Consider the following 24,843-nt stretch of genomic DNA (forward strand, 5'->3'; position numbering starts at 1 on the left):
TAGAAAAATCCCCCGAGCTCGGGGGATTAGCTTTCAACTTAACCGAGCAGGAAGGCTCTTAGCGGGGCAAACTCCGCCGGCAGGTTGTGGGACAAGAGCGGCAGCACGGCGTGCTTGGCGAGCGGACCTGGCAGCGGCACGTCCAGCCCCAGGATCTCGTCCACCGACTCCTTGAACTTGGCCGGATGAGCGGTGCAGAGGAACACCCCCACTTCGTCCTCGGCCAGCTGTTCGCCCAGCAGATCCCAGGCAATGGCGCCGTGGGGTTCGCACAGGTAATCCAGCTCATGCAGGCGTTTGAGGGCTGCGCGGGTTTCGGCATCACTGCGCATGCCAGAGCCCAAGGTCTCCAGCGCCCAGCCGTTGCGACGGCACAGCTCCTCTACCCTAGGCCAGTTGTTGGGGCGGCTCACATCCATGGCATTCGACAAGGTTGCCACCGTCTGGTGCGGATCCCACTGACCGGTTTTCAGGTAGCGCGGCACGGTATCGTTGGCATTGGTGGCGGCGATAAAGCGCTTCACCGGCAGCCCCAGCGCCTTAGCGATAAGACCCGCGGTGAGGTTGCCAAAGTTGCCGGACGGCACGCTGATGACCGCCTTGGCGCGATCGGCTTTCGGCAACTGGGCCAGCGCCTCGAAGTAGTAGCAAACCTGGGCCAGCAAGCGGCTGATGTTGATGGAGTTGGCGGAGTTCAGGCCAATGGCCTTTTTCAGCTCCTCATCGTCGAAGGACTGCTTCACCAGCGCCTGGCAGGCATCGAAGTCGCCGTCGATGGCGATGGTGCGGATGTTGCCCCCTAAGGTGCAGAACAGCGCCTCCTGCAGCGGGCTTATCTTGCCCTTCGGATAGAGGATCACCACCTCGATCCCCTCCAGCCCGTAGAAGGCGTGGGCTACGGCGGCGCCGGTGTCGCCCGAGGTGGCGGTGAGGATGGTGATCTTGTCGTTGGTACGGAACGCCGCCAGGCACTGGGCCATAAAGCGGCCACCAAAGTCCTTGAACGCCAGGGTCGGGCCGTGGAACAGTTCGAGGGCATAGGTACCATCTTTGAGTTTCACCAGCGGCGCAGGGAAGGTGAAGGCGGCCTTGACCAGTTCATGTACCTGAGGCGCGGGCACTTCGTCCCCCAGCAGGTGGCTGAGGATGCGGGCGGAACGCTCCACCAGCGGCAGCTCCAGCAGGGCATCCACATCGGCCAGCGGCTCGAGCTGTTCGGGGAAGAACAGACCCTGTTCGCGGCCCAGACCCTGACGCACCGCCTGGGCGAAGCTCACCTGTTCACTCTTGTCCTTGATATTGTAAAGATTCATAGCTCGCTTCCTGTTACCCGTGCCCCGGCCATGTCGAGTTTGCAAACCCGGGCAAATCCATCTTCGTTCTGCACGAAATGTGCGTCCATCCAATCTTTCATCCGCTCGGCCTGGGCCAGATCCTTCATCACCACGAACACGCTGGGACCGGAGCCCGAGATACCGGTGGCCAGCGCCCCGTTCTGGGCGGCCTGGGCACGCACTTCGGCAAAGCCTTCAATCAGCGCCGCGCGGTAGGGCTCGGCAATCACGTCTTTCAATACGCTCGCCGCCAGCCCCTCCTGCCCGGTGTAGCTGGCGTGCACGAAGGCGGCCAGCCGGCGGCCATAGGTGAGGCAATCCTGCCGGCGATACTGGGCCGGCAAAATGGCGCGGGCAGCGGCGGTGGAGACCACTGTGCCCGGATAGCAGACCACCCAGTACCACTGCTCAAACACCGGAATGCCCTGGCTGATGACGCCGTGCTCTTCCAGCACCAGCTGCATGCCGCCCAGATAGCAGGGGGCGACGTTGTCGTAGTGGACGGAGCCGGAGATCTTGCCTTCCATCTCCCCCATCAGCAGCAGCAGGTCGTGTTCATTGAGGGGGGCGCCGTGAAAGGCGTTAAGGCCTTCCAGTGCCGCCACCACGCTGCAGGCGCTGGAACCCAGACCCGAGCCCACCGGCAGGTTCTTCTCCAGCACCATTTCGAGCGGCTTGAGCCCAAGGCCCCGCTTCTCCAGCGCCTCGCCATAAGCGAGCCAGCAGTCATGGAGGATGTTCTTTTTCGGGTCAGCCGGCAACTTGTGGGCGTATCGGCCCACGGAAGAGAGGGCAAACGGTACATCGGCTGCCTTGACCTGGACCCGATCCCCGAGCAGAGAGCCATCCACGGGGGCGAGCGCTGCCCCCAGTACATCGAATCCCACGCTCAGGTTGGCGCTGGAGGCGGGGGCATAGGCGACCACGCTGCCGCTCTGGTACATGTCTGAACTCATGCTTACAACTCCTGCTTCCAGTTCTGGGTGCGCAGCACGTCGGCAAAGACGCCCGCGGCGGTCACTTCGGTACCGGCGCCATAGCCGCGCAGCACCAGCGGGATCGGCTGGTAGTAGGTAGAGAAGAAGGCGAGCGCGTTTTCCCCGTCTTTGACCTTGAACAGCGGCTCGTCGGCGCCGACCGCCTTGATGGCGACCTTGCACTTGCCCCCCTCGATGGAACCCACGTAGCGCAGCACCTTGCCGTCACGCTGGGCCGCCGCGAACTGGTCGCGGAACCAGCCGTCAGCCTCCGGCAGGCGGGCCATAAAGGCTTCCACGTCGCCGCTCACATCAAAGCCCGGCGGCAGCGCCTGCTCCACTTCCACATCGGAGAGCTCCAGCGCCATGCCGGCCTCGCGGGCCAGGATCAGCAGCTTGCGGGCCACATCCATGCCGTTGAGATCGTCGCGCGGATCCGGCTCGGTAAAGCCGTTGCTGCGGGCAATCTTGGTGGCATCGGAGAAGGCCATCCCTTCGTCCAGCTTGCCAAAGATAAAGGAGAGCGAACCGGACAGCACGCCGTCGAAGGCGCGCAGCTTGTCGCCGGCCTTGATGAGGTTCTGCAGGTTCTCGATGACCGGCAGGCCGGCGCCCACGTTGGTTTCATACAAGAACTTGCGGCGAGTCTGGCGGGCGGTGCGGCGCAGCGCCTTGTAGTAATCCAGCGACCCGGTGTTGGCTTTCTTGTTCGGGGTGACCACGTGGAAACCGGCGGCGAGGAAGTCGGCATACTGCACGGCGATGGCCTCGCTGGAGGTGCAATCGACGATCACCGGGTTGATGAGGTGACTCTCTTCCACCAGCTTTTGCACCGCTTCCAGGCTGAAGCTGTCACGGGCCTCCACCAGCTGTTCACGCCAGTTGGCGAGGTTCAGCCCATCCTTGTTGACCGCCATCTGACGGCTGTTGGCAATGCCCACTACCCGCAGGCCGGTGCCCTGCTCGGCCAATACCGGCTGTTGGCGAGCAATCTGATCCACCAGGGCCGCGCCGACACCGCCAACGCCGACCACGAACAAGTCGATGAACTGCTGGCTGCCGAAGAAGTTCTGGTGGCAGGCCTTGATGGCTTCGGCCACCTTGCGATCCCGCACCACCGCAGAGATGGAGCGCTCGCTCGAGCCCTGGGCGATGGCGACTATGTTGATGGAGGCTTGTGCCAGCGAGGTGAAGAAGCGGGCCGCCATCCCCTTGCTGGTACGCATGCCGTCACCGATGAGGGAGATGATCGCCAGATCCTGCATGATCTCGAGCGGATCCAGCAGCTGGTTCTTGAATTCGAGCTCGAACTCGCGCTCCAGCACCTTGCGGGTCTTGTCGCAGTCATAGCTGTGGATACAGAAGCTGACGCTGTACTCGGAGGATGACTGGGTGATGAGGACGATGCTGACCCCGGCGCGGGAGACGGCGGAGAAGATGCGGCCGGCCATGCCCACCATGCCCTTCATGCCAGGGCCGGAGACGTTGAACATGCACATGCCGGAGAGATCTGAAATGGCCTTCACCTTCAGGTCGTCATCCCCCTGCTCGACACCAATCAAGGTGCCCGGCCCCTGCGGGTTGAAGCTGTTCTTGATGAGGCAGGGGATGTGGAACTGGGCCACCGGCGCGATGGTTTTCGGGTGCAGTACCTTGGCACCGAAGTAGGAGAGCTCCATCGCCTCCTTGTAGGAGAGGGTTTTCAGCAGATAGGCGTCCGGCACCAGGCGCGGGTCGCAGTTGTAGCAGCCCTCGACATCGGTCCAGATCTCGCAGCACTCGGCATCGACGCAGGCGGCCAGCACGGCGGCGGAGTAATCCGACCCGTTACGACCCAGCAGCACGGTTTCCCCCTTGTCGCTGCCACCGGTGAAGCCCGGCATCAGGTAGAGGCAATCGGAGCGCAGGCCCTTGGCGGCGAAGCGCAGGCGGGAGGCTTCGATGTCGACGTGAGCCTCCAGATAACCGCCGTCGGTCACCAGCAGCTGCTCCGGCACTATGATGTCCAGCTCGAGGCCACGCACCCGCAGCAGCTCGAGCATGAAGGCGATGGAGAGATTCTCGCCCCGGCTCAGGATGCGGGCCTGCACGTTGTCCGGGCAGAGCCCCAGTAGACGGATGCCCTGCATCAGCCGCTCCACCTGATCCAGTTCGCTGGTGAGACGAGACTGCAGCGCCTTGTCATCCAGCGCCGGATAGGCTGCCTTCAAGCCAGCCAGCAGGCGGGAGAAGATACCGTTGATCTCGAACAATGTGCTGCTGGCATCCATGCCGCGGCTGGTCTGCTCCACCAGAGCCACCAGGTGGTTGGTCACCTTGGCCGGTGCCGACAGCACCAGGGCAACCTGGGATTGGCCGTGGGTATTCACCGCGATATCGGCGACCCGTAAAAAACGCTCTGCATCGGCCAGTGACGACCCGCCAAACTTCAACACTCTCATCGCTTTCTCTCCCTGTGATCCTTGCAAATTTGCCCGAAAATGGTTCTGAAAATCATCCAACAAAAAGGCCCGTACTGGGTGGGTACGGGCCTTTTCTGATTTCTGTGCTTGTTCGTCAGCGCATCAACCGGCCCCAGTGCCACCTGTGGTGGTACCGGTAATAATGGTGGTGGTGATGACGTTGGTGAATAACTGCATGACGAACACTCTTGAACGAAGCTGGCTTTTAGCAATACCGCGCCGGGCGCAGGGCTGTCAACCTAAACCTCTTTGCCAAGTTTGCGGGCAAGGTCTTTGCAGAGCAGGTGGAGCATATTCAAATCCCGCTGCGGCAGCATGGGCACTCGGTCCATCACCCATTGATGCAGTTTTTCATCCTGCGAAACTCCGAGTTCACCGAGAATTTCTGCTGTTTTGCTTTTCAGCACCCGAACCTGTCCGGCGTTATCAACATTTTCTGCTAGCACCTCGGGCTCATCGAGCAACTGGCTCAACTCGTAGGCGTACAGCATGATCGCCTGTCCCAAGTTCAGGGACGGGTAGCTCACCTTGAGCGGCAGATAGCTGATGAGGTCGACCTGGGCCAGCTGCTCGTTGGAGAGCCCCGACTCCTCGCAGCCAAACACGATGGCGACCTTGTCCAGCGATGGCTTGGCCTTGATCTGGTCGCGGATCTCGGCCGGAGTGAGGTAGTGCTGATAACGGCCGCGCTGGCGGGCAGTGGTAGCCACCACCAGCTCCATGTCGGCCAGCGCCTCTTCCAGGGTGTCGAACGCCTCGGCCTGGGTCAGGACCTCCTGCGCACCATGGGCCACCCAGCTCGCCTCCTCCTCTTCGTGCACCCGGCTTGCCACCAGTCGCATGGCATCAAAGCCCATGGTTTTCATGGCGCGGGCGGCAGCGCCCACGTTGGCCGGGCGGGCGGGGGCCACCAGCACAAAATAGAGTTTCATCGGGTTTTCTCCTGGGCAGGGCCGAACGCGCAAACAACAGCGGAATATCGGCAAAACAGGGGCGCAATCTACCGTTTTCACCCGGAAATTGCCACTTGAACAGACGTTTGAATGTTGCCATAGTGGCCGGGAATGTGAACAAATTGCAGCCAATCCCAGGCGCCATCGGCCCGACAGATCACAAGGAAGAGAGAGATGCAGCAGCCATTGGAACAGGCCGTCGCCGAGACGATTCTGCAACGCTTCGAGTCGTTTTACAGCCGGTTTCTCGAAATCACCCAGGGCAGCAAGAGTCGCTTCGAGAACAGCGACTGGCTGGGGGTGCAGCTCGCCGGGCGCGAGCGCATTCGCCTTTATGATCATCACGTCGGCGCCACCACGGCGCTGATCAAGCAGATGATGGGGGCAACCCTGCCAAGCCAGGCCCTGCTCAAGCAGGTGAAGGGGGCGTTCAGCGATCTGCTGCCCAAGTGCGAGAACTTCGAGGTGGCGGAGTCCTTCTTCAACTCCGTCTATCGCCGCATCTTCCGCCATCGCAACATTCGCGACGAGAACCTCTACATCCATCCATTTCGCAGCCGGGGAGAACACCCCGACCTGAGCGCCCTGCTGCGCATCTATCGCACCGACCTCGCCCACCTGCCGCAGACCCTGAGCCAGCTGCTGGGGGATTACAGCTTTACCCTGCCCTATGAGGACAAACAGCGGGATATTGTCGACATCCAGCGCCATCTTGCCGAGAACGGGCCGGCCATCCTGCACGATGAGCCGTTCGCCATCGAGCTCCTCAAGGAGGTGTTCTACCGCAACAAGGGGGCCTATCTGGTGGGGCTGATCCGGGTCAAGGGGCAGGTCTTCCCCTTCATCCTGCCGCTGCTCAGCACCGGTCAGAGCATCTATGTGGACACCGTCATCTTCGAGCCTGAGCTGGCCTCCATCGTGTTCGGCTTCGCCCGCGCCTACTTCATGGTCTATGCCCCCGTGCCGGCGCTGTTCGTGCTGTTCCTGCGCCAGATCATGCCCCACAAGCCGGACTACGAGATCTACAACGCCATCGGTTGCCAGAAGCACGGCAAGACCGAGCTCTATCGCCACTATCAGCAGCACCTGGCCCAGAGCCGGGAGCAGTTCGTCATCGCCCCCGGCATCAAGGGGATGGTGATGAGCGTGTTTACCCTCCCCTCCTATGACGTGGTGTTCAAGGTGATCAAAGACGAGTTCACGCCGCCCAAGGATGTGAGCCACGAGCAGGTGAAGGCGAAATACCGGCTGGTAAAACAGCACGACCGGGTTGGCCGCATGGCCGATACCCAGGAGTTCACCAACTTCGAGTTTCCCCTCGATCGCATCTCGCCGGAGCTGTTGGCCGAGCTCAAGACGGTGGCCCCGTCTGCGTTGACCCTCACCGACGACAAGCTGGTGATCAAGCACCTCTACACCGAGCGCAAGATGATCCCGCTCAACCTCTATCTGGACAAGGCGGACGAGCAGCAGACCCGGCTCGCGCTGGAGGAGTATGGCAACGCCATCAAGCAGCTGGCGGCGGCCAACATCTTCCCGGGCGATATGCTGTTCAAGAACTTCGGCGTCACCCGCCACGGACGGGTGGTGTTCTACGACTACGACGAGATCTGCTACATGACGGAGTGCAACTTCCGCCAGATCCCGCCGCCCCGTTACCCCGAGGACGAATGGAGCGCAGAACCCTGGTATTCAGTCGCCCCCAACGACATCTTCCCCGAGGAGTTCGCCACCTTTTTGCTGCAAAAACCCCAGGTGCGCGACATCATGATGCAGCTGCACAAGGAGCTGTTCGATGCCAACTACTGGAAGATGCTGCAGAGCAACATCAAGGAGGGGGTATTCGAGGATGTCTATCCCTACCGGCGCAAGAAGCGCTTCAAGTTTCAGCGGGGGGGCTAGCCTATCCGGGAGCCCAGTTGCAAAAGGGAGTGCAAATAGCAAAAGGGACGCCGAGGCGTCCCTTTTGCGTTGAGCTGTCAGCTCGCGCTACGACAGTCCCTGACAAAACCGTCAGTTACTTGGCGGCAGGCATGGCGTCGAAGGTAAGCAGCGCCGCCTTGTTGGCGTCGCTCAATACCAGCTGCTGACCGCTGATCTGGAAGCTCGCCACTTTCTCCAGCTTCTGCAGATAGAGCATCTCCTTGCCGGCCAGATCGCCCATGCACATCATGCGGGTCGAACCCATGGGGCCCAGCGCCAGCACACCGTCACCCTGCTGGGTGATGGCGCCGAAATAGCGGTTGCAGCCGCCCTTGCCCGCCACCTTGTCACCGGCAACTTGCAGGGTAAAGGTGTCGCCGCTCGCCCCTTGCAGTTGCCAGGTGGAAGCTTGCAGTTGCGTCAGCTTGGAACCAGTTGCCATGGCGCAGCCTCCCAGGGCCAGTACGGCCAGCAGAGTCAGTTTTTTGTTCATGGGTTCACCTCTTGATATCAGCAAAATAGGGGAAGAAACATGGTGATGGGGGCCTGTGTATCATGAGAGCGGAGCAAATCAAAACTGTTTTATTGTGATCGAGGTTCCCTTTACTACCAGCTGGCATGTGCCATGCTTGTATTCCTGTTCCGGACCCAGGGAGGGGAAAAGAATGGTCAAATCATCCGTCATCGCACTCGTCTCATGCCTCAGCCTTACCACCCAGGCCGCCGACTGGGATTTCCTCAAGAACGACGCCAACAGCCAGCTCTACGTCAAGAGTTACTCCGGCGTGCTGCTCGACAATCAGGCTCATCACAACGACAGTTTCGATCTCTGGCTCATCAATACCGGCTATCAGTATCCGCTGCACGATGGCGTCAGCCTCTACATGGAAGCAGGCCCGGCCGTCGGCCCCAGCAGCGAGCAATCCGGCTACAACCTGAGCTCGGGGGTGCGCTATCAGCTCTCCCCCATGCTCAACATCGGCAGCCAGCTCAAACAGCTGGAAGTGAACAAGCCCAGCACCCTGCTGGAGCTCAACACCAGCCTGCTGTTGACCCCGCAACTGGCCATCACTGCCAACTACGGTGTCAGCGCCTTTAGCACCGAACAATCCCTCAGCGTCGGGATCGGCTTCAACTTCTAGCGGGATCAGATCAGCCGGGTGGCACTCACCAGCACGCCGTTGAGATCGGCGTAAACGTAGTCACCCGGATGTATGGTCACCCCGGCAAACGACACCACGGCATCCAGTTCCCCTTGTCCCCGCTTCTCGGTTTTGACCGGACAGGGCGCCAATGCCTTGACCCCCAGCGCCAGTGTCGCCAGCGTGCCCACGTCGCGCACTGCGCCGTAGATCACGATGCCTTCCCAACCCTGCTCCGCCGCCTTGATCGCCAGTTGATCGCCGAGCAGGGCGCGGCGCAGGGAGCCACCGCCATCGATCACCATCACCCGCCCCTGCCCGGGCCGGTTGACCAGCTCCCGCACCAGGCTGTTGTCCTCGTAACAAGAAAGGGTGACTGCCTGGCCGTGAAACAGCGCCTTGCCACCAAAATCTTGAAACAGCGGCTCCGCCACCTGCAGGGCATCGCCGTACTCGTCACAGAGATCGGGCAGTAGATCCAGCATCATAAGTCTCCTTCCATGGACATGAATTCGCTCATTCTTTCATCAAGCAGAGCCCCTGACAATCCAGTGGGATTCAATTTTGCCCAGATGGTGTGGCTCTCCCGCCAGCAACACCGGCAGCAGCCACAGTTCCCCCTGTTCCACCCAGTAGATGGCATTCTGGCCAAAGCGGGCCGCCAGCCGGATAGCCTCGCTGCGCGTGGAGGCCAGCAGCAGCGACGACTCCTGCCAGCTTTCATCCAGCGAACTGCCCCGACAAGACCCCATCACCTGCCAGCGAGGAACCGCCGCAATGGCCCGCCACAGGGCCCGCTGATGGCGGGTATTGCGACGCATTCCCAGCTGGCGACTGGCAGGATTCCAGGCCGTCACAATGGCGTAGGCAGGCCATTTCGGCGCCGAAAAGGGTGCAATAAAGCAGATTTTTCTGTAGTTTTCCCACAAATTCATGTCAACCACATGTTACATTCCATTACATTTTATAGGGGCGAAAATGGGGGCAACCCCAAGTATCATGCTGTGAACTCAGGGTTTGACCTATATCAAACCAGAGTTAAAAAGTTGCTATCTGACGGCAAAGAGTGTTGTTATGCGCCTGTTAACTGATAAAATGCAGCCACTTTTGTAATGGACTACCTTTCCAGGCTTCTCTCGATCAGACTTATTGAGAGCCTATGTGTGGCACAGGGATGTTTGCCAACGCTGATGCCAAATTCGCGATAATCCGACCTGACATTCATACCCAGGATGACGTAATAAATTTTCAGGACCGGTCGGGTAACGCCAAAGAGTGTTAAAATTTAGATAACTAACTGATAAGAATCTGGGAATACTCATGCAAACACCACACATTCTGATCGTCGAAGACGAACTGGTCACTCGCAATACTCTGAAAAGCATCTTCGAGGCAGAGGGCTATATCGTGCTCGAAGCCAACAATGGCGACGAGATGCATCAGGCTCTGACTTCCCACACCATCAATCTGGTGATCATGGACATCAACCTGCCGGGCAAGAATGGCCTGCTGCTGGCACGCGAGCTGCGTGAGGACGACAACATCGCCCTGATGTTCCTGACCGGTCGCGACAACGAAGTGGACAAGATCCTGGGTCTGGAGATCGGTGCCGACGATTACATCACCAAGCCGTTCAACCCCCGTGAGCTGACCATCCGTGCCCGCAACCTGCTGAGCCGCACCATGAACGTGGCCGCCGGTGGCGAAGAGAAGAAGCTGGTGGAGCGTTACCTGTTCAACGGCTGGGCATTGGACATCAACAGCCGCGCCCTGGTCAGCCCGGCTGGCGACATGTTCAAGCTGCCGCGCTCCGAGTTCCGCGCCATGCTGCACTTCTGCGAAAACCCGGGCCAGATCCAGACCCGCGCTGAGCTGCTCAAGAAGATGACCGGCCGTGAGCTCAAGCCCCACGACCGTACCGTGGATGTCACCATCCGCCGCATCCGCAAGCACTTCGAGAGCGTCAACGACACCCCCGAGATCATCGCCACCATCCACGGCGAAGGCTATCGCTTCTGCGGTGAGCTGGAGCAGGAGTAATCCTCCCTCCTCTCGAGTTGAAAAGGCGCCGATGGCGCCTTTTCCATTTCTGCGCCTTTCAGGGTGGCAGATCTGGCACTATCGCCGGCATCAAAAAACAGACAACAAAAAGCCCACTCGCAGGAGTGGGCTTTTTGCATGAAGGCTGGAGCGGGCAGCGGGAATCGAACCCGCATCATCAGCTTGGAAGGCTGAGGTAATAGCCATTATACAATGCCCGCCTGGCATCAAAACTTGCTTGGTGTGATGGGGAAACCCCACGACAGACAGCCGTTTCGGCTGAGGTGACAACGGCCTTGACCGTTATCTGGAATTTGGAGCGGGTGATGGGAATCGAACCCACGTATGCAGCTTGGGAAGCTACCGTTCTACCATTGAACTACACCCGCGTCAGGGCCTCTACTATATGCATTTTGCCGCCGAGCGCAATCACCTCGATACGGTTTTTTACCGTAAATCAATCTGTTCGACCAACTAATGAGCAGCGCGCCGCTTTTTCAATCAACCGTTTTCACAAGCCGGAATTTACAAGGTTGCCAAGCCTGGGGGGCGAGGATAGTCTTGCGCCACTCGACGCGAGGATGGTGGTAATGGATAAAAAAACGCAAAAACGACTCTATGGCTGGTTGCGCAATCAATCGAGCCACGGCCGGCGCTGGATCGGCCTCTCCATCGGCTTTGGCCTGGGTCAGGGCATCCTGATGGTGGCGCAGGCCTGGCTGCTGGCCACCCTGCTGCACGGTTTCATCATCGAAGGCACCACGCCGGCGCAATCCATTCCCCTCTTCATCGCCCTGCTGCTGGTCACCCTCGGCAAGGCGGTGCTGGCCTATGGCCGTGAAGTCGCCAGCTTCAAGGCCGGCAGCGCGGTGCGCCAGACCATCCGCGAGCTGGTGCTCACCCGCCTCGGCCGGCTGGGGCCAGCCTACATCCAGCGTCGACCGGCCGGCAGCTGGGCCAGCCTGCTGCTGGAGCAGATTGAAAACATGCAGGATTTCTTCTCCCGCTATCTGCCGCAGATGGCGATTGCCGTGTTCATTCCGGTGGTGATCCTGGTGGCCGTGTTCCCGGTCAACTGGGCCGCAGGCCTGATCCTGCTGGGCACGGCGCCCCTCATTCCCCTCTTCATGATCCTGGTGGGGGTCGGTGCCGCCGATGCCAACCGCCGCAACTTCCAGGCGCTGGCCCGTCTCTCCGGCCACTTCCTCGATCGCCTGAAGGGGCTGCGCACTTTGCAGCTGTTCATGCGCACCCAGGCGGAAGGGGATGCCATTCGCGATGCGTCGGAAGATTTTCGCGAACGCACCATGGAGGTGCTGCGCCTTGCCTTCCTCAGCACCGCCGTGCTGGAGTTCTTCGCCGCCCTCTCGGTGGCGCTGGTGGCCGTCTACTTCGGCTTCTCCTATATCGATCACCTGAACTTCGGCCACTATGGCAGCAAAGTTACCCTCTTTACCGGCCTGTTCGTGCTGTTTCTGGCCCCCGAGTTCTATGCCCCGCTGCGGGAACTGGGTGCCCATTACCACGCCAAGGCGCAGGCCATAGGCGCGGCCGAGCAGTTGCTGGAATTTCTCGAGGCCGACGTGAGCGAGCCCGCCTCTGGCAACGCCCCTTTCCATGCCGACACCCCCATCAAGGCCGAAGCCAAAGACCTTGAAGTGCTGAGTGCCGAAGGCAAGGTGCTGGTCGGCCCCATCGACTTCACCCTGGAGGCGGGTTCACGCACGGCGCTCATCGGTGTCAGCGGCGCCGGCAAGAGCTCGCTTGTCAACGCCCTGCTCGGCTTTGCCCCCTATCGCGGCGAGCTCAAGGTCAACGGCCAGGAGCTGGCCAGCCTCGACATGAGCCAGTGGCGGCTGCAGCTGGGCTGGCTCTCTCAGAACCCGCAGCTGTTCCATGCCTCGCTGCGCGACAACCTGTTGCTGGCCAACCCCTCCGCCAGTGACAACGAACTGGAGGAGGCCCTGAAACGAGCTCAGGCGTGGGAGTTTGCCATGGAGAAAGGGCTCGACTATGCGGTGGGGGATCAGGCCGGCGGTCTCTCGGTCGGCCAGGCCCAGCGCCTCGCCCTGGCCCGAACCCTGCTCAAGTCCACCCAGTTGATGGTGCTGGATGAGCCGACCGCCAGCCTGGATCGCCACTCCGAGCGGGCCATCATGACCACGCTCGAACAGGCCGCCGCGGGCCAGACCCTGCTGATGATCACCCACCGCATCGACCAGCTCACCAAGATGGACCAGATCCTGGTACTAGAGCGTGGCAAGCTGGTGGAGCAAGGCAGCTTCCAGCAACTGAGTAGCGCGCAGGGGCCGTTCGCCCGCCTGCTCTCCCAACGTAACGAGGGTTCTCTCGATGACTGATCTCTTGCCGTTTCTGCGCCTCTATCGCCAGCACTGGCTGAGCCTCTCCCTCGGCCTGCTGCTGGCCCTGGTGACCCTGGTGGCCGGGATGGGACTGCTGTCGCTCTCCGGCTGGTTCCTCTCCGCCGCCGCCGTGGCGGGGATGGCGGTCGCCAGTCGCGACACCTTCAACTACATGACGCCGGCTGGCGGGGTACGCTTCTTCTCCATCATCCGCACCGCCGGCCGCTGGGGTGAGCGGGTGGTGAGCCACGACGCCACCTTCCGGGTGCTGACCCGGCTGCGGGTCTGGTTCTGGCAAAAGCTCTCGCCGCTCTCCACCGGCACCCTGGCGGGCTTTCGCCAAGCGGACCTGCTCAACCGGCTGGTGGCCGACATCGACGCCATGGACCACGTCTACCTGCGACTGGTCACCCCCATCGGTGCGGCCCTGCTCAGCAGCGCCGGCCTGGTGTTCTTCCTCTCGCTGTTCGATGCCGACCTGGCACTGATTCTGGGCGCCATCCTGCTGTTCGGCATGCTGGCCCTGCCGCTGGTGTTCTACTTCCTCGGCCGCCAGCCTGGCCGCCAGCTGATCGCCGAGAAATCCAACCTGCGTACCCGTCTGGTGGACTATCTGGACGGTCAGGCCGAGCTGCAGATGTTTGCCGCCGCCCCCCGGGCGCGCGAGGAGCTGCAGCAGGCCGAACAGGCGCTGATCCAGGCCCAGGCCCGCATGGCCCGGGTGAGCGGGCTGGCCAACTGCTCGGTGCAACTGCTGAGCGGCTGGACCCTCACCCTGATGCTGTGGCTGGCCGGTCACGGGGTAGCAGGCGCCGCGCCGGATCCCATCACGGCGCTGATGGTGTTCGCCACCCTGGCCAGCTTCGAGGCGCTGATGCCGCTGGCCGGTGCCTTCCAGCACCTCTCCACCAGCCTCACCTCGGCCCGCCGCCTCAACGAGATCCTGCAGGAGGCCAAGGCCCCCGAGTGGGGCCACGAACAGCGCCACGCGCCACAGGGGGCGTTGCAGATAAGCGACCTCTACTTCAGCTACCCAGGCAACCCGCAGCCGGTGCTGCGCGGTTGCACCCTGCAGTTGCAGGCCGGTGAAAAACTGGCGCTGCTGGGCCAGACCGGCTGCGGCAAATCGACCCTGATGGGACTGCTGACCCGCGAATGGAACCCGCAGGCCGGCAAGATCCTGCTCGATGGCAAGCCGCTCACCGACTACAGCGAAGGGGCGCTGCGCGCCTCCCTCTCGGTGGTGAGCCAGCGGGTGCACCTGTTTGCTGATACCCTGCGCGGCAACCTCAAGCTGGCCGCCCCCCATGCCAGTGACGAGCAGCTGGTGCAGGTGCTGACCCAGGTTGGCCTCGCCAACCTGCTGGAAGATGACAACGGCCACAGCGACAGCGGGCTCGATGCCTGGCTGGGGGATGGCGGCCGGCCGCTCTCCGGTGGCGAGCGCCGCCGCATCGGCATCGCCCGCGCCCTGCTGCACGACGCGCCGCTCTGGCTGCTGGATGAGCCGACCGAGGGGCTCGACAGCCAGACCGAGCGGGAGATCATGGATCTGTTGTTCAAGCTGGGGTCGGATCGCACCCTGCTGCTCATCTCCCACCGTTTACTGGGACTGGAGCAGATGGACCGGATCGCCCTGATGGAAGAGGGGCAGATCCGCCTCTGCGCCCCCCATCAGACGCTGCTGGCGGATGACTACTACCGCAGCCTGCATCAGCGGCTGGCGCCGGTCTGATGAGCAACGAGAGAGGGGTGCCCGGTGCCCCCCTCTCTCATGACACCAGGCCAGTCATCTTTGCCGGCAGCGTGAAGCTGCACAGGCAACACACCGCCGGATCCTGGTCACACCCCGTCCATACGGCTAAAAATGGGGCTGGTCGACACCGTCGACTGGCCCCTATAATGGCCCCTTCGTTATTCCACAAGATGCCGACATGGAGCGCCTGCGCCTTGCTACTGTCCTCATCACCGACACAAGATACGAGACGATGAAACGCCTGATCCTGATGATGCCCCTGATTGCCTCCGGCTGCGCCGACTTTGCCTTCAACAGCAATCTGGACAAAGAGAACTTCGACGAGTACTTCAAGCCGGGCAGCGTTCAGATCTATGAACAGGGCCAGCTGGCCGATCTCAACTACCTCTACCTCGGCACCGTCGAAGGGGAGTCCTGCCAGAGCGATGCCAAGCAGCCGATCCCCAACGCTGGCGAGGCCCGTACTCTGGCCCGCCGCCGCGTGGCCGACATGGGCGGCAACGGCGTCACCTTCGACAAGTGTGCCGAATTCAGCGACACCCCGGGCTGCCTGAAGCAGGTGATCTGCTACGGCCAGGCGCTGAAAGTCGCCACCGAGAAATAAGCGTCAACTGCAAGGAGCCTGCATGGCACTGGCCATCGTTCGCCTCGGCACGCCCCGCCTGCCCGACGAGGGGCTGCGGATCGGCACCGTGCGCCGCCCACCCCGCGGCGTGCCCAAAACCGAGTTTGCCAGCCAGGATTGGTACGACGTCTGGTTTCCCAATCTCGCCCCCAGCAACGACACCATGAAGCTGGGCCAGGCTGCCGAGACGCCAGCCCAGTGGAGCGCCTTCTGCAAACAGTACAAGGCCGAGCTGACCACTCCGGCCGCCAGGCACGATCTGGCACTGCTGGCCGCCCTCTCCCACACCACCAACCTGTCGGTGGGCTGCTACTGCGAGCAGGAGTCCCGCTGTCATCGCGCCATCTTGCGCGAGCTGCTGACCGCCGCCGGCGCCGCCATGCGCACCGAGTAACTGCGCTCACGCCAAAAAGAAAAGGGCATCTCTCGATGCCCTTTTGCTTTGCTGCGGCACTTGCCGGCCTCTAGCGGACAAGCTGACGCAGCCGCGCCTCCTGCTCGGCCTTGATGCCGGCGGCCACCGCGGCGTCCGGCGCGCCGGCCAGCCACTCAGCCACATCCGCCACCGTCTCCTCCAGCGGCCGAAAGTTGAGGCCCTGCACGATGGCCGCCTCGGCGCTGATGCGGCCATAACCGGCATACTCGGGCTGCTCATTGGGCAGCAGGGTCGGATAGCTCTGCCAGGGCTCCACCCCGGCGGCCAGCAGCGCGGGCCAGGGCGCCCACTCCGGCACGATAGGGGTCGCAGGTGCCAGCCTGGCGGCCAGGCGATCAACCCAGTCGTTCAGTGCGATACCGGGCTTGAGCAGATTGAAGATGCCGCTCAATTGCTGCTCGGCGGCCCGCAGCACAAACTCGGCGCAGTCGCGCACGTCCAGATATTGCAGCCGGTCTTCCCCCTGCCCCGGCAGCAGCCAGGGGCCGCCCTGTTGCACCCGCTTCACCCACCAGGCCAGCCGACCGGTGGGATCATGGGGGCCGCACAAGACACCTGGGCGCAAAACGCAGAGTCGCTCGCCCCAACGGGCCCGATACGTGGCCTCGCACAGCACCTTGAGGGGGCCGTATTCTTCCGGCATCTCCCCCTCGGCAATCTCGTGCAGCGGCGCCGACTCGTCCTGCCCGGGCTGGGCGAAGTCGCGATAGACGCTGATGGTGGAGATGAAGATCAACCGCTCACAGCGCCCGAGCAGGGCGGCCGAGAGGCTCGCCGCCTGTTCGGGGCGATAGCAGCAGGTGTCGATGGCCAGATCCCAGCTTCCCTGGTAGCGATGCAGCGGGGTCAGGTCCTGATCCCGGTCCCCCTGCAGCTGGGTGAGCTCGCGCCAGTCCGGGTGCTGGCGACGGCCGCGATTGAACAAGGTCACCTCGTGGCCCCAGTCCAGCGCCAGCGCAGTGAGATGGCGCCCCAGAAATCCGGTGCCGCCGATGATCAGCAGTTTCATCCCTGTCTCTCCTGTGCGGCGCGGCCCCTCTCCTGCGGTCACGCCGGTTGTAGCGAGCCGCCCTGCTGGCGGACGCGCCGTTCACTCATCCTGCACCCACCCTACGCAACTTGGCGGCGCGATACAGCCCCGAAGCGGCCGGGATGGGAGCGGGATCACGGCAAGCAGGCAGCCACCGGCCGGCGGGCAAGCCTGCGTTTTGAGGGCCGCTGTGCTACATTGCCGGGGTTTTCAGTCAGGATCCGCCATGAAGTTCGAAATCGACACCCTGGGTATCATCCGCTCTCCCTACAAGGAGAAGTTCGCCATCCCCCGCCAGCCCGGTCTGGTCAAATCGGCCCGCGCCCGCCTCGAGCTGCAGCCCCCCTACGATCAGCCGGACGTGCTGCGCGGCATCGAGCAGTTCTCCCACCTCTGGCTCAGCTTCGTATTTCACCAGACCATGGCGCAGGGCTGGCACCCGACGGTGCGCCCGCCGCGCCTGGGCGGCAACGAGCGGGTCGGGGTATTTGCCACCCGATCTACCTTTCGTCCCAACCCGCTCGGCCTCTCGGTGGTCGAGCTGCACGGGGTCGGCCGTGAGCGCGGCAAACTCTGGCTCGAACTGGGGGCGGTGGACCTGCTCGATGGCACCCCCATCGTCGACATCAAGCCCTATATCCCCTATGCCGACAGCCTGCCGGATGCCCGCGGCGGTTTCGCCCCCGATGCCCCCACCCCGCCGCTGGCGGTGAGTTTCAGCCCCGAGGCGGAGCAACAGCTGCAACCCTGGCTCAAGACCCACCCCGAGCTGCGCCTGCTGGTGAGCGAAGTGCTGGCCCAGGATCCGCGCCCCGCCTACAAGAAGGGCAAGCCGGATGACAAGGAGTACGGCGTCAGGCTGTTTGACTGCAACGTGCGCTTTCGCATCAGCGAGCCCAGTTGTCTGGTGCTCGCCATCGAGCCGGCCCTGTGAGCCAGCCATAAAAAAACCACCCGTTCGGGTGGTTTTTTGTTGCTTGCCGCTGCTCGGCCCCCTTACAAACGGGTGAGCAGCAGGCTGCCGATGGAGTAACCGGCGCCGAACGAGCAGAGTACGCCGCGCGCCCCGGCGGGAAGGTCGCCGTTGTGAAGGTGGAACGCAATGATGGAGCCCGCAGAGCTGGTGTTGCCATAGCTGTCGAGAATGACCGGCGCCTCCTGCTGGCTGGCATCGTGGCCCAGCAGCTTGCGGGCAATGAACTGGTTCATGGTGAGGTTGGCCTGATGGAGCCAGAGCCGGCTCAGGGAGTCTGCTGCCCAGCCCTGCTCGTCGAGCTGGCCGGCAATCTGGTCACACACCAGCGGCAGCACCTCCTTGAACACCTTGCGCCCCTGCTGGCGAAACAGCTTGTCATCGCCGTAGCGGGTACGTGGGCTGAGTCGGTTCAGGAAGCCGAAGTTGTTGCGGATGTTGTTGGAGTACTGGGTCACCAGCTTGCTGGCCACCAGTTGCCAGGGGTTGGCCACCTTGCAATCGGCTTCCCGCTCCAGCAGCACGGCGGTACAGGCGTCGCCGAAGATGAAGTGGCTGTCCCGATCGCGGAAGTTGAGGTGCCCAGAGCAGATCTCCGGATTGACCACCAGCGCCAGTTTGGCGCTGCCAGCCGCCAGCATGTCTGCCGCCGTCTTGATGCCGAAGGTGGCGGAGGAGCAGGCCACGTTCATGTCAAATGCCATGCCGCTCGCCCCCAGATAGTGCTGCAGCTCGATGGAGAGGGCCGGGTAGGGGCGCGGCATGTTGGAGGCGGCGACGATGACCAGATCGATCTCGCCGGGCTCGCGACCGGCGGCGATCAGCGCCTGCTCGGCGGCGGCCACCGCCATCTCCACCATGATGGAGGGCTTGTCATCGGGCCGCTCGGGCAGCAGCGGCTGCATGATGTCGGGATCCAGCACCCCCTCCTTGCTCACCAGATAGCGGCTCTTGATGCCGGAGGCCTTCTCGATGAAGTCGCTGCTCGAATGCTGCTTGGCGGGCAGCTGGCCGGCGTCGATGGCGGAGGCGTTCTCCTCGTTGTAGAGATCCACGTACTGGTTGAAGGCGGCCACCAGCGCTTCATTGCTGACGGCAAAGGGAGGGGTATAGAGGCCTGAGCCACTGATCACGATAGAGGTCATCTTTGCTCCTCGCCGGGTTCACTCCCGGCTTGTTGGTTTGTTCGGGTAGAGAGGGTCACAGCTGGTCGATGGCCGCAGCCAGACCCGCCAGGGTCAACGGGTGCATGCGCCCGCCGATCAATTCATTCATCAGCTTGATGGAGGGGTGCCAGAGCCACTCCCGGCGCGGGGTGGGGTTGATCCACACCAGCTTGGGAAAGTGCTGCTGCAGGCGGGCCAGCCACACCTGGCCCGCCTCCTCGTTCCAGTATTCGACGCTGCCGCCGGGCCAGGTGATCTCATAGGGGCCCATGGTGGCATCCCCCACCAGGATCACCTTGTAGTCGCTGCCGTAGGTGCGCAGCAGGCGCAGGGTATCGAAGCGCGCCTCGTGCCGGCGGGCGTTGTCCTGCCAGACGAAGTCGTAGAGACAGTTGTGAAAATAGAAGTACTCCAGATGCTTGAACTCGTGGCGCAGGGCCGAGAAGAGGCGCTGCACCTCGGCCACGTGGGCATCCATGGATCCCCCCACGTCGAAGAAGACCAGCAACTTGACCCCGTTGTGGCGCTCGGGTCTGAGCTTCACATCGAGCCAGCCCTGTCTGGCCGTGCTCTGGATGGTGTCGTCGAGATCCAGCTCGTCGGGGTTGCCCTTGCGCACCCAGCGTCTGAGCTTGCGCAGCGCCAGCTGGATGGCCCGCTGGCCGAGCGGCGAGTCGTCGCTGAAGTTGCGGTAATGCCTTGCCTCCCACACCTTGACCGCCTTGCCATGCTGGCCCTCTCCCCCCATGCGCACTCCTTCCGGGTGAAAACCGCCGTGACCAAACGGGCTGCTGCCACCGGTCCCCACCCACTTGTTGCCGCCGGCGTGACGCTCCTTCTGCTCGCTTAACCGCTGGTTGAGGGTCGCCAGCAGCTGGTCGAGCCCGCCGAGGGATGTGAGCAACGCCTTCTCCTCGGCGCTCAATAGCCGCTCGAACTCCTGGCGCAACCACTCATCGGGCAGACTCTCCGGCAACAGGGGGATGGCGGCCAGCCCTTCGTAATACTCGGCGAAGGCGCGATCGAAGCGATCATAGTGGGCCTCGTCTTTCACCAGCAGGCAGCGGGAGAGCTGGTAGAACTCGTCCATGTCGAGGCTGGCCAGCCGGGCTGCCAGCGCCGCGTGCAAGTCCAGCAGTTCACGCAGACTGCAGGGGAGCTTGTGGCGGCGCAGGTGGGTAAAAAAGTCGATCAGCATGAGTCAGCTGCCGCGTCTGGCCAGAAAGGCAAGCTTCTCAAAGAGATGCAGGTCCTGCTCGGTCTTGAGCAGGGCGCCGTAGAGGGCGGGCACCAGCTTGCCGGGCTCACGGGCACGCATCACCTCGGGGGCGATATCGTCGGCCAACAGCAGCCGGATCCAGTCCAGCAGCTCAGAAGTGGACGGCTTCTTGCGCAGCCCCTCTACCTCGCGCAACTCGAAGAAGAGATCCATCGCCTCGCCAAGCAGACTCTCCTTGAGGTCGGGGTAGTGGAGCTTGACGATGGCCTGCATCTCGGCCTTGTCGGGGAAGCGGATGTAGTGGAAGAAGCAGCGGCGCAGGAAGGCGTCCGGCAGCTCCTTCTCGTTGTTGGAGGTGATGATGACCACCGGCCGCTGGCGCGCCTTGACCCGCTCGCCGGTCTCGTAGACATCGAACTCCATCCGATCGAGCTCCTGCAGCAGATCGTTGGGGAACTCGATGTCCGCCTTGTCGATTTCATCGATGAGCAGCACCGGGCGCTGGTCGGCGGTGAACGCCTGCCAAAGCTTGCCCCGGCGGATGTAGTGGCTGATCTCCCCTACCCTGGGGTCGCCGAGCTGGGAGTCGCGCAGCCTGGCCACCGCATCGTACTCATAGAGCCCCTGCTGGGCCTTGGTAGTGGATTTGATGTGCCAGGCAATCAGCTCGGTACCCAGATGGCGGGCCACAGCTTCGGCCAGCTCGGTCTTGCCTGTGCCGGGTTCCCCTTTGATAAGCAAGGGTTTTTCCAGCACGATGGCGGCATTGACCGCCATCTTGAGCGATTCAGAGGCGAGATAGCGATCGCTTCCTGCAAATCCCATAACGTCCATTCCTTTGACGATGAGAGACCTTTTTGAGATCGAGGCCTCAATAAGAAAGAATAAGCTCTATATCTTGTAATAACATATTGTTATAACAAATCGTCACTTCTCATTCAGAAACCACAGGGTAATCTTGTTTCATCGCCGTAACAAACAGGGATAGCACCATGAGCAAAATTTTTGAGGACAACAGCCAGACCATAGGTCACACCCCGCTGGTTCGTCTCAACCGTGTTACCAAGGGCCGCGTGCTGGCCAAGATTGAGAGCCGTAACCCGAGCTTCAGCGTCAAGTGCCGTATCGGCGCCAACCTGATCTGGGATGCCGAGAAACGCGGCGTCCTGACCAAGGGCAAGGAGATCATCGAACCCACCAGCGGTAACACGGGTATTGCTCTGGCCTTCGTGGCCGCCGCCCGTGGCTATCCCATCACATTGACCATGCCGGCCACCATGAGCCTGGAGCGCCGCAAGCTGCTCAAGGCACTCGGCGCCAACCTGGTGCTGACAGAAGGGCCGCTCGGCATGAAGGGCGCCATTGCCAAGGCCAACGAGATCCTCGAGTCTGAGCCGGGCAAATACGTGCTGCTGCAACAGTTTGAAAACCCCGCCAACCCGGAAATCCACGAGAAGACCACAGGCCCCGAGATCTGGGACGCCACCGACGGTCAGGTGGATGTGTTCGTGGCCGGCGTCGGCACCGGCGGCACCATCACGGGTGTCTCCCGTTACCTGAAACAGACCAAGGGCAAGGCGGTGGTCTCCGTCGCCGTCGAGCCGAGCGAATCGCCGGTGATCAGCCAGCGTCTGGCCGGCCTTGAAATCAAACCGGGTCCCCACAAGATCCAGGGGATCGGTGCCGGCTTCATCCCGGGCAACCTGGACCTGACCCTGCTGGACCGCGTCGAGCAGGTGAACAGCGATGACGCCATCGAGATGGCTCGCCGCCTGATGGAAGAGGAAGGGATCCTGGCCGGGATCAGCTCAGGCGCCGCCGTAGTGGCCGCAGCTCGCCTCGCTGAACTGCCGGAGTTTGCTGACAAGACTATCGTTGTCATTCTGCCGAGCGCCGCCGAGCGTTACCTCTCCAGCGCCCTGTTTGCCGGGGTGTTCAGCGAGCAGGAACTGCAGCAATAAGTGATCGGATTATTTCAAAACAACGGCGCTCTCAGGAGCGCCGTTTCTTTATGAGCTAGACTGAGCACTTGGCAGCGCCAGTCGACCCCTTATTTTTCGGGGTAAAATAACAAGCAACCCAGCGACAAAAAAAGCAGACATTCTGTGATAAATCTCATATCCTGTGCCGCGTCACGAGGTGTTTGCCGACTAGGTATCACAAAGTAACAAAGTGTTATTTTTCGTTATAAAATAATTTCAAGCCAGCATTGACGCGGCTTGTAGAGTGATAACGGAAAAGAGTTGAGGCAGACACCGAATACTGCACAGAAAATTGACCTGGATTAAACCATTGCAGGTCTGATTTCGTTACTTTACAACATATCCATACTGACACGGTGCGAGAAGGATGCGTCAAAAGCATCCCTCACACCAAAAAATATCAATAATATGGGGTGAAACCATGTACGAGAAGTCTGTTGTTATTACTGCTGAAAACGGCCTGCACACCCGTCCGGCAGCTCAGTTCGTGAAAGAAGCCAAAGAATTCCAAAGCGAGATCACTGTGGTCTCCGGTGGCAAATCCGCCAGCGCCAAGAGCCTGTTCAAGCTGCAGACCCTGGGCCTGACCAAAGGCACCAACGTGACCATCCAGGCCGACGGCCCGGACGCTCAGAAAGCCGTTGAGAAGCTGGTTGCCCTGATGGACGAGCTGGAGTAATCCAGCTTTATTCCTCCCCCACAGTCGTTTTAATAGGAAGGATTATGATATCTGGCATTCTTGCGTCCCCCGGTATCGCATTCGGCAAGGCGCTTCTTCTGAAAGAAGATGAAATCGTTATCAATCAGGGCAAAATCGCTGCCGAACAGATTGATGCCGAAATCAACCGCTTCCTCGAAGCCCGCACCAAGTCAGCCGCACAGCTGGAAGCCATCAAAGAGATGGCCGGTCGCACCTTCGGTGAAGAAAAAGAGGCCATCTTCGAAGGCCACATCATGCTGCTCGAAGATGAAGAGCTGGAAGGGGATATCAGATCCTTCATCAAAGACAACAAGGCCACCGCTGACAAGGCCATCTACGAGGTCATCGAGCAGTACGCGAAGATGATGGCCGAGCTGGATGACCCCTATCTGCGCGAGCGCGCCACCGACTTCCGTGACATCGGTACCCGTCTGGTCAAGAACGTACTGGGCATCGCCGTTGTCAACCTGAGCACCATCGACGAAGAGGTGATCCTGGTCGCCAAAGACCTGACCCCGTCCGAAACCGCTCAGATCAACCTGAAATACGTGCTGGGTTTCGTCACCGACATCGGTGGCCGTACTTCCCACACCTCCATCATGGCCCGCTCTCTGGAGCTGCCGGCCATCGTGGGTACCAACGACATCACCGAGCGCGTCAAGAATGGTGACGTGCTGGTGCTGGACGCGATCAACAACCAGATCATCATCAATCCGACTGCCGAACAGCTGAACGAAGCCAAGCAATTCCAGGCCCAGTTCCAGGCCGAGAAAGATGAACTGGCCAAGCTCAAAGATCTGCCTGCCATCACCCTCGATGGCCATCAGGTCGAAGTGTGCGCCAACATAGGTACCGTCAAGGATACCGAAGGTGCCATCCGCAACGGCGCCGAGGGCGTGGGTCTGTACCGTACCGAGTTCCTGTTCATGGACCGTGACGCGCTGCCGACCGAAGACGAGCAGTTCAAAGCCTACAAAGAAGTGGCCGAAGCGATGCCGGATCAGCCGATCATCGTGCGCACCATGGACATCGGCGGCGACAAAGAACTGCCCTACATGAATTTCCCGAAAGAGATGAACCCTTTCCTGGGCTGGCGTGCCGTGCGGATCTTCTTCGATCGCGCCGACATCATGCATGCCCAGCTGCGAGCCATCCTGCGTGCGTCTGCCTTTGGCAAACTGCGCATCATGTTCCCGATGATCATCTCTGTCGAAGAGTTCCGCAGCCTGAAGGCTACAGTAGAGACGCTGAAAGCCGAACTGCGTGCCGAAGGCAAAGCCTTTGATGAATCCATCGAAGTGGGTATCATGATCGAGACCCCGGCTGCTGCCGTGATGGCTCATCATCTGGCCAAGGAAGTGGATTTCTTCAGTATCGGTACCAACGACCTGACCCAGTACACCCTGGCTGTCGACCGTGGTAACGAGATGATTTCCGCCATGTACAACCCGCTGTCACCCTCCGTCTTGACGCTGATCAAGATGGTTATCGATGCATCCCACGCCGAAGGCAAGTGGACCGGTATGTGTGGTGAACTGGCTGGTGACGAGCGTGCCACCCTGCTGCTGCTGGGTATGGGTCTGGATGAGTTCTCCATGAGCGCCATCTCTGTACCGCGTATCAAGAAGCTTATCCGCAACACCAACTTCGAAGATGTGAAGGCCATGGCTGATCAAGCGCTGAGCTTTGCCACCGCCGCCGAAATCGAAGCCTGTGTAGATAACTTTATTAAGCAGAAGGCAGTCTGCTAAGATCGGCTGCA

The 24,843-nt window shown here is 61.5% G+C and carries 22 protein-coding genes and 2 tRNA genes; 11 read left to right on the top strand and 13 right to left on the bottom strand.

Features of this window, described 5'->3' with window-relative positions:
• Nucleotides 1–38: 38 nt before the first annotated feature.
• The 4 genes from thrC to PG900_RS13110 all read right to left on the bottom strand — a co-directional run bounded on the left by thrC (nt 39) and on the right by PG900_RS13110 (nt 5,705).
• Entirely contained in the window at nt 39–1,313 is a 1,275-nt protein-coding gene (gene thrC / locus PG900_RS13095) for a threonine synthase (protein WP_270831584.1), read from the bottom strand.
• Nucleotides 1,310–2,290, bottom strand: coding sequence for a homoserine kinase (gene thrB / locus PG900_RS13100; protein WP_024943687.1), 981 nt, complete (start codon nt 2,288–2,290; stop codon nt 1,310–1,312). Before thrB ends, thrC begins: the two co-directional genes overlap by 4 nt.
• A gap of 2 nt (nt 2,291–2,292) precedes the next feature.
• Entirely contained in the window at nt 2,293–4,752 is a 2,460-nt protein-coding gene (gene thrA / locus PG900_RS13105) for a bifunctional aspartate kinase/homoserine dehydrogenase I (protein WP_270800415.1), read from the bottom strand.
• 260 nt (nt 4,753–5,012) lie between these two features.
• On the bottom strand, nt 5,013–5,705 hold the full coding sequence (locus tag PG900_RS13110) for a tRNA/rRNA methyltransferase (protein ID WP_270800417.1): 693 nt from the start codon (nt 5,703–5,705) through the stop codon (nt 5,013–5,015).
• Between the two features lie 195 nt (nt 5,706–5,900).
• Between PG900_RS13110 and aceK the strand changes: the two genes are divergently transcribed.
• A complete protein-coding gene (gene aceK / locus PG900_RS13115; RefSeq protein ID WP_024943685.1) occupies nt 5,901–7,628 on the top strand; it encodes a bifunctional isocitrate dehydrogenase kinase/phosphatase in 1,728 nt (575 codons plus the stop codon).
• 115 nt (nt 7,629–7,743) lie between these two features.
• Here the strand turns inward: aceK and PG900_RS13120 are convergent, their stop codons facing one another.
• A complete protein-coding gene (locus PG900_RS13120) occupies nt 7,744–8,142 on the bottom strand; it encodes an META domain-containing protein (RefSeq protein WP_024943684.1) in 399 nt (132 codons plus the stop codon).
• Between the two features lie 172 nt (nt 8,143–8,314).
• On the opposite strand from PG900_RS13120, the gene PG900_RS13125 reads away from it, so the two are divergent.
• Complete coding sequence (locus PG900_RS13125; RefSeq protein ID WP_270831585.1) at nt 8,315–8,791, top strand: hypothetical protein; 477 nt, start codon at nt 8,315–8,317, stop codon at nt 8,789–8,791.
• A gap of 5 nt (nt 8,792–8,796) precedes the next feature.
• On the opposite strand, the gene PG900_RS13130 is transcribed toward PG900_RS13125, so the two are convergent.
• Both PG900_RS13130 and PG900_RS13135 read right to left on the bottom strand, forming a co-directional pair.
• Nucleotides 8,797–9,276 (bottom strand): putative 4-hydroxy-4-methyl-2-oxoglutarate aldolase, encoded by a 480-nt coding sequence (locus tag PG900_RS13130; protein ID WP_016351502.1) that lies wholly within the window; start codon nt 9,274–9,276, stop codon nt 8,797–8,799.
• A gap of 42 nt (nt 9,277–9,318) precedes the next feature.
• Nucleotides 9,319–9,735 (bottom strand): DUF3293 domain-containing protein, encoded by a 417-nt coding sequence (locus PG900_RS13135; RefSeq protein WP_270831586.1) that lies wholly within the window; start codon nt 9,733–9,735, stop codon nt 9,319–9,321.
• 376 nt (nt 9,736–10,111) lie between these two features.
• On the opposite strand from PG900_RS13135, the gene arcA reads away from it, so the two are divergent.
• Nucleotides 10,112–10,831 carry a two-component system response regulator ArcA gene (gene arcA / locus PG900_RS13140; protein ID WP_011706824.1) on the top strand — a complete coding sequence of 240 codons (720 nt, stop codon included), beginning with the start codon at nt 10,112–10,114 and terminating at the stop codon, nt 10,829–10,831.
• A 146-nt stretch (nt 10,832–10,977) separates the two neighbouring features.
• Here the strand turns inward: arcA and PG900_RS13145 are convergent.
• Both PG900_RS13145 and PG900_RS13150 read right to left on the bottom strand, forming a co-directional pair.
• A tRNA-Gly gene (locus tag PG900_RS13145) sits at nt 10,978–11,052 on the bottom strand.
• A 94-nt stretch (nt 11,053–11,146) separates the two neighbouring features.
• Nucleotides 11,147–11,220: transfer RNA gene (locus PG900_RS13150), tRNA-Gly, on the bottom strand.
• Nucleotides 11,221–11,421: 201 nt separating this feature from the next.
• Here PG900_RS13150 and cydD point away from each other — a divergent pair.
• From cydD to PG900_RS13170, 4 genes are all read left to right on the top strand, one after another.
• Entirely contained in the window at nt 11,422–13,191 is a 1,770-nt protein-coding gene (cydD, locus tag PG900_RS13155) for a heme ABC transporter permease/ATP-binding protein CydD (RefSeq protein WP_270831587.1), read from the top strand.
• The gene (gene cydC / locus PG900_RS13160) at nt 13,184–14,929 is read left to right on the top strand and encodes a heme ABC transporter ATP-binding protein/permease CydC (protein WP_270831588.1); all 1,746 of its coding nucleotides are present in this window, start codon (nt 13,184–13,186) and stop codon (nt 14,927–14,929) included. The genes cydD and cydC overlap by 8 nt, the downstream gene beginning before the upstream one ends.
• Nucleotides 14,930–15,182: 253 nt before the next feature.
• Complete coding sequence (rcsF, locus tag PG900_RS13165) at nt 15,183–15,554, top strand: Rcs stress response system protein RcsF (protein WP_010633326.1); 372 nt, start codon at nt 15,183–15,185, stop codon at nt 15,552–15,554.
• A 22-nt stretch (nt 15,555–15,576) separates the two neighbouring features.
• Nucleotides 15,577–15,969 carry a DUF488 domain-containing protein gene (locus PG900_RS13170; RefSeq protein WP_206818447.1) on the top strand — a complete coding sequence of 131 codons (393 nt, stop codon included), beginning with the start codon at nt 15,577–15,579 and terminating at the stop codon, nt 15,967–15,969.
• Nucleotides 15,970–16,039: 70 nt separating this feature from the next.
• Here the strand turns inward: PG900_RS13170 and PG900_RS13175 are convergent, their stop codons facing one another.
• The gene (locus PG900_RS13175) at nt 16,040–17,020 is read right to left on the bottom strand and encodes an NAD-dependent epimerase/dehydratase family protein (protein WP_270831589.1); all 981 of its coding nucleotides are present in this window, start codon (nt 17,018–17,020) and stop codon (nt 16,040–16,042) included.
• 247 nt (nt 17,021–17,267) lie between these two features.
• Here PG900_RS13175 and tsaA point away from each other — a divergent pair, with 247 nt between their 5' ends.
• Nucleotides 17,268–17,975 carry a tRNA (N6-threonylcarbamoyladenosine(37)-N6)-methyltransferase TrmO gene (gene tsaA, locus PG900_RS13180; protein ID WP_270831590.1) on the top strand — a complete coding sequence of 236 codons (708 nt, stop codon included), beginning with the start codon at nt 17,268–17,270 and terminating at the stop codon, nt 17,973–17,975.
• Nucleotides 17,976–18,037: 62 nt separating this feature from the next.
• On the opposite strand, the gene PG900_RS13185 is transcribed toward tsaA, so the two are convergent.
• From PG900_RS13185 to PG900_RS13195, 3 genes are read right to left on the bottom strand one after another with little or no spacing between them, the layout of a single operon-like run.
• Nucleotides 18,038–19,159 carry a beta-ketoacyl-ACP synthase III gene (locus PG900_RS13185; protein WP_270831591.1) on the bottom strand — a complete coding sequence of 374 codons (1,122 nt, stop codon included), beginning with the start codon at nt 19,157–19,159 and terminating at the stop codon, nt 18,038–18,040.
• A 55-nt stretch (nt 19,160–19,214) separates the two neighbouring features.
• Entirely contained in the window at nt 19,215–20,378 is a 1,164-nt protein-coding gene (locus tag PG900_RS13190) for a vWA domain-containing protein (protein WP_266141111.1), read from the bottom strand.
• A gap of 3 nt (nt 20,379–20,381) precedes the next feature.
• On the bottom strand, nt 20,382–21,224 hold the full coding sequence (locus PG900_RS13195) for an AAA family ATPase (RefSeq protein ID WP_266141110.1): 843 nt from the start codon (nt 21,222–21,224) through the stop codon (nt 20,382–20,384).
• Between the two features lie 167 nt (nt 21,225–21,391).
• On the opposite strand from PG900_RS13195, the gene cysK reads away from it, so the two are divergent.
• From cysK to ptsI, 3 genes are all read left to right on the top strand, one after another.
• Complete coding sequence (gene cysK / locus PG900_RS13200) at nt 21,392–22,360, top strand: cysteine synthase A (protein WP_011706833.1); 969 nt, start codon at nt 21,392–21,394, stop codon at nt 22,358–22,360.
• A 442-nt stretch (nt 22,361–22,802) separates the two neighbouring features.
• Entirely contained in the window at nt 22,803–23,060 is a 258-nt protein-coding gene (locus PG900_RS13205; RefSeq protein ID WP_005303128.1) for an HPr family phosphocarrier protein, read from the top strand.
• 44 nt (nt 23,061–23,104) lie between these two features.
• Complete coding sequence (ptsI, locus tag PG900_RS13210; RefSeq protein WP_011706834.1) at nt 23,105–24,832, top strand: phosphoenolpyruvate-protein phosphotransferase PtsI; 1,728 nt, start codon at nt 23,105–23,107, stop codon at nt 24,830–24,832.
• The last annotated feature ends 11 nt before the right edge of the window (nt 24,833–24,843 follow it).

It is taken from the genome of Aeromonas sp. QDB03 (assembly GCF_027707985.1).
In the GTDB taxonomy this organism is placed as follows: domain Bacteria; phylum Pseudomonadota; class Gammaproteobacteria; order Enterobacterales; family Aeromonadaceae; genus Aeromonas; species Aeromonas hydrophila.